This is a genomic window from Paenibacillus sp. 01L418, from assembly GCF_056400045.1.
On sequence record NZ_JBFTSN010000434.1, the window covers coordinates 1 to 5,216 of the forward strand.

Annotated in this window: 4 protein-coding genes and 1 pseudogene; all 5 read right to left on the reverse strand. The window is 43.4% G+C overall.

Annotation, left to right across the window (positions count from 1 at the left end; all coding sequences use genetic code 11):
• Nucleotides 1-404 (reverse strand): annotated as a pseudogene (locus AC1DSE_RS29645) (methyl-accepting chemotaxis protein); the annotation flags it as partial.
• 259 nt (nt 405-663) lie between these two features.
• Complete coding sequence (locus tag AC1DSE_RS29650; RefSeq protein ID WP_477509271.1) at nt 664-2,034, reverse strand: ABC transporter substrate-binding protein; 1,371 nt, start codon at nt 2,032-2,034, stop codon at nt 664-666.
• Between the two features lie 344 nt (nt 2,035-2,378).
• Entirely contained in the window at nt 2,379-3,362 is a 984-nt protein-coding gene (locus AC1DSE_RS29655) for a carbohydrate ABC transporter permease (RefSeq protein WP_076269452.1), read from the reverse strand.
• Nucleotides 3,359-4,252: a carbohydrate ABC transporter permease gene (locus AC1DSE_RS29660; protein WP_076269451.1), complete on the reverse strand. Its 894-nt coding sequence runs from the start codon at nt 4,250-4,252 to the stop codon at nt 3,359-3,361. Before AC1DSE_RS29660 ends, AC1DSE_RS29655 begins: the two co-directional genes overlap by 4 nt.
• Nucleotides 4,252-5,216: DUF5696 domain-containing protein (locus AC1DSE_RS29665; RefSeq protein WP_477528655.1), on the reverse strand; the 965-nt coding region annotated here is incomplete at its 5' end. The genes AC1DSE_RS29660 and AC1DSE_RS29665, both read right to left, overlap by 1 nt.

Genomic DNA, 5,216 nt, shown 5'->3' on the forward strand with positions numbered 1-5,216 from the left:
CTATCATATTTCAGTTCATATTGAGATAGCGGAATGGACTCTCCATTGTACAAAATCGATTCTTTCCCCGCATAGGATGAGTCCTTTAGCCTTTTTTCAGCCACTTTCTCACTTTCGGGATTTACAGTCAATGTATCGTTGAAAAAATCCTCCTTTAGCTTATTTCCGTCCCATTTCGTTCCATCCTCCAGCACAACACCTGTTTTAAAATCCTGCTCCGTAATATTCTCAAGTGTGCGAGCTAGCGATAAAACCATCGTGCGACCCTTGTCCAGAAGCTGCTGCTCGACAGCTATACGAGTGGATTTCCATTCATACATGAGAATCACACTAACGATTATGACTAATGCGGCGGCCATGACTAGCATAAATTTATTCGTCAACGAGCGTAATCCCATCTTCATTTTTGATAACCCCCACTGTTAATTTATCTATATTAAACCAGTTTAACTAAAATGTTATGTAAATTAAACCAATTAGATTGAAACTTCTTAAATAATACATATTTATATTGAAATTATTAATTATTTTATATGACTAAGTTTATGAATTACTAAGCTTAGGCTATCCACATACCTTATTAATACAAAAAAATCACCCTATTGCCGCAAACTAAGCGACATAGGGTGATTTCGAGATTAGCCTACTAAAGGTAGACTCCGATTATTTCAATGATTCACGAACCTCTAGCGTCCGCTTATTCCATTTTTCCGTTTCTGGAATCAGTTTATTAATATCTGCTCCATCAAAAATAATTTCATTCAAAATATTGTTCCAGTTGTATTCAGACCAAGCAGGAACGGTTACGCCCGGCTGTATTTTTGCATTTTCCTTTGCAATTTTAACAGCTTCCTTGTTTTTGCCTTCCCACATTGGCGTTTCATCATAATAAGCGGTCAATTCAGGATCGATGACCGAAGCATTTGCTCCTTGGTCAATCTTCCATTTTTGCGCTTCTTTGGAGAATTGGAAGCTAATCCATAGGAAAGCTTCTTCTTTATGCTTGGAACCGCTGAGCAGTGAAAGCGGACCATAAATACTATAACCTGGTTGGCTTACTTTTCCTCTTGGGAAAGGCAAAACATCCCATTCAAATTTTGCATCCTTTTTGAGGCCTGGAAGCACCCAGTCTCCGCCGATCGCAAAGCCCGTTTTACCGTTAATAAATTCTCTCGATACATCGCCTTGTTCCTTAGCTTTCGCATTGCTCTGCATGGAGCCGTCTTTCCACACAAAATCTGAAAGCCATCTAACATCGTTCATTACATCTGGCGTATTGAGCAAGCTTTGTGTCAAATCTTCATTTAAGTAATGAATGTTTGCAGCATGTCCGTCAGCAATTGCTTTTGTGCTAAGAACGCGCATTTGAAATTCTGGCTGTGTCGTTAAGCCATATTCCCCTGCTTCTGGATCGGTAATTTTTTTGGCTACATCGCGGAAATCATCGTAAGTCCAATCATTTGCTGGCATTTCAACACCATGCTTAGCAAGCAAATCTTTATTGACGAGAATCCACATCGGTACGTCAACGAATGGCACAGCCAATTTTTTGTCTTTATACGTCATCGTATCAAAAAATCCTTGAGGCAGCTGAACATCTTGGAATGTCATATCCTTCTCGATATAAGGAGTCAAATCCTCAACCAAGCCAGCTTGGTCAAACGAGATCAAATCACTGTCGATCCAAGTTAAATCGGCTGGTGTTCCTGCCGCTTCCAAAGTAGCGATGATCTCCATAATTGGTTTGCCGTTTACAGGAACCTGTTCAATTGTAATCCATGGATATTTTTCGTTAAACATTTTGTATAATTCCGTGTAGGAATCGGACCATGAAATGAGTTTAATCGTAACAGGCTCATGCTTCTCTTCTGTAGCCGGTTTGGCTGCATCATCGGTAGGTGCATCTGTCGCTGTATTATTAGAAGGAGTGTTAGTCGTTTTATTCTTTTCTCCATTGCCGGAGCAAGCCGAGAGAACGACTGAAAATAACAAGACCATACACAACATCCATGTCAAAGCGCTTTTGTTTTTCATTTTTTGGCCTCCTAAAAGTTTTGTGAAGCAAAACTAGCTTCGTAAGCATAAGCTTTAAGTTTTGTAGAGCAAAACTGGCTTCGTAAGCATAAGCTTAGTTTTGTGAAGCAAAACTGGCTTCGTAAGCATAAGCTTTAAGTTTTGTGAAGCAAAACTGGCTTCGTAAGCTTAAGCTTTAAGTTTTGTAGAGCAAAACTAGCTTCGTAAGCATAAGCTTAGTTTCGTAAGCCTTCCCCTCGTTTTTTGCGGTTTAGCATTCTTTATAACGTTGAAACCGTTCCAGCAGCTGTTTGCCGAAACACCACCCCCCCAAAGAGCTGCTGCGCCTTAGCGCAGAAAGCGAACTATTCAACAATTCCCGTTCTTTCAATACCGCTAACGAACCAGCGCTGAAGGAACATAAACACGATGATTGGCGGTAAAATGATAAGGAAGGCTGCGGCCATTTTGGTGCTCTCCGTAATCGGATTAACGATGGTTCGAGTATTACCGAGCAAGGACGGATTCAGCACATCCTCCAGCATATCTAGGCGGATCGACAGCGGCGTGAAACCTTTGGTAAGAAACATCGATGGCTCATAATACATGTTCCAGTACCAAATAAATGAGAAGAGAAACACGACTAAGCACGCTGACCTTGCAAGAGGCAGCATAATTCCGAAAAACAGCCTCGCTGTAGAAGCTCCATCCAGCTTCGCTGCCTCCTCCAAGCTTGGCGGCTGCGCTTTGAAAAACTGCCGGAAAATGAGAATAAATAATGCTCCCTTAAGGCCTTGCCCGAATATAGCCGGTATGAGAAACACAAAAATCGAATTCAACAAGCCGAGCTTGCTGAATATAACGTAAAGCGGAATGATGATAACCTGCGGCGGAATCAAGAAGGTCAATATGATTAGCGCCGTAAAAAGTCCCTTGAATGGCAGCTCCAGCCTAGCAAGCGCATAGCCGGTCATCGCACAAATAATGACCTGTACGAGCGAGCATGTCACCGATATAAGGGCAGTGTTTCTGAGTGCTTCCGGGTATTGCAGACCTTTCAGCGCTTTCGTCACATTTTCCCAAGTAATCTCGCGCGGAATCCACTTTACCGTCGGATCAAGGAGATCACTCATGTTCTTAAACATCGTGCTGACCATATAAAGAATCGGCTGTAAATAAAGGTAAGCGACAATCGAGAGCAGCAAATAAATGATGAGCTTCGCCAGCAAACCGTCAGACAAGCTTCGTCCGAGCACAAGCATTTTTGTTTTCTGGGCTTTGCGGCCCCATAGAACTCCCCTTACGCTGCGGCTAACCTTCTCGAACTCAGACTTCATCGCAGTAATCATGAATGTACCCTCCTTGTCTTGAGGCTCCGGTTAAACAGCCATAATACGAGGGCGATCAGCGCGAAGATGAGTCCAAAATAAATCCAAGCGAGCGCACTGGCGTAGCCGTAACCGGTATCGACCTTAAACATGTTGTCTTTGATATGCTTCAGCACAGGATTAAGCGGGAATGTGAACAGGTCGATAATCGTGTAGAGCACATTCAAGCTGATGAATGGCACACAGGCTGGCAGCGTTATTTTCCAGAAGCTGTCCCAAGGGGAGGCGCCATCGATCCGCACAGCCTCATAAATCGTCGGTGAAATCGTCTGGAAACCCGCAATAAAGATAAGAATCTGCACACCGGAATACCATAAAATTAGAATCGCTTTGCCCAAAACTGCCATTACGGTCTCTGCAAATTGCTTTCCAACATATTCCTCAACTATCGGAAGCAAATTGTACTGCTCCAGGAATGGAATATCTCCCGCTCCTTGCAAGAACAGCTCTGAGAGCACTTGCCCTGTTGCAAAAATAACTGGAAGAAAAAACAACGCGCGGAAAATAAATCGTCCAGGAAATTTCTGATTCAGCATTAATGAGATCAGCAGGGCAAAAATAACGATGATCGGAACCATCAGCAGCATTTCTTGGAAATAAGTGATAAGTTCAATTGGGAAAATGTTATCTTTCAAAAAAGCATCCCGAAAATTGCGCAATCCAACCCATTCATATTTAAATCCTCCGACCGCTACTTGCACCTTGTTAAAGGACATAAATAACGACCAGCTAATCGGGATAATGACGAACATCGCAAACCCAATAATCCATGGCAGCATGAACAGCAGTCCCATTCCGTAGCGCTTCCAGAGATGAAGGCGCGCTGCACGGACTCTAGCTTTTGCTTGCATTAGGCGCCCACTCCCTTCTCTACGACGAACGTCTTGCTGTTATAATCGACGATTACCCGTGTGCCGTCCTCATAAACGGTAGCAAACCGATTTTCAGACAGCTTTTCGTGGTTTTCAATCGTTTGGGAATACAAACCTGCTAGGGAATCAAAAGCCTCGTATTCCTTTAAAATGCGGTCTGTCCACTTCTCATATTGACTGCTGAATAAGAAACTCGCAGCCGTGTACTTGAGCTTCCGTGAATCCTCATGTGTGAGGAAGAAAGAAGGAACAGCTCCGTATTCAATGGCTTTTAAAAACTCAGTTTCTACATCATTACGAAGATTGCCATCTCCAAACGAATACGATACATAACCATGAAGCGCGATGGGATAAAAAGGAACCGTCTCGTCGACCATGAAATCATAGCTGGATTCATGCGGCAAATTAGCGATAAAATCGCTTTGGCCAACTGCGTAGTCATTCCCGCGATATACGCCAGCCGTGCCAAGCGTCTTCTGCGTGTATTCGAGTAAGCCATCGTATACAGCAATCGTGTCCGAACGAGTTTCTATGCCTGACGGATCATAGTCATGGAACACCATTTCACCCATCCAGTTGTACAAAATGCCGGATATGCCAATCTCCTTCAGCTTCTCAATCGTTTGATAGGCCATGGCAACGGTGCGTGACGGCTTGCTGATAAACCATCCCTCATCAACAAATACCGTTTCATCAATGCCGCGAATACCGTTCGTTTTGCCAGATAAATCGGAATTGTCCGAATCGATCCAGACAAAATCATCCTCGAACATGACGTCAATGCCATGCTTTGTCATATTGGAAACAAAAGCCTTGGCAGCCGTCTCGCCGCCTAGCGACTCCTCAATTGGAAAACGGTCATAAAGGTCATAGTCGCCTTGATTTTGCCAGCCGTAATAAATGACCTTCAGATTAGCGACACCCTTCTCTAGCAGCCCATTTA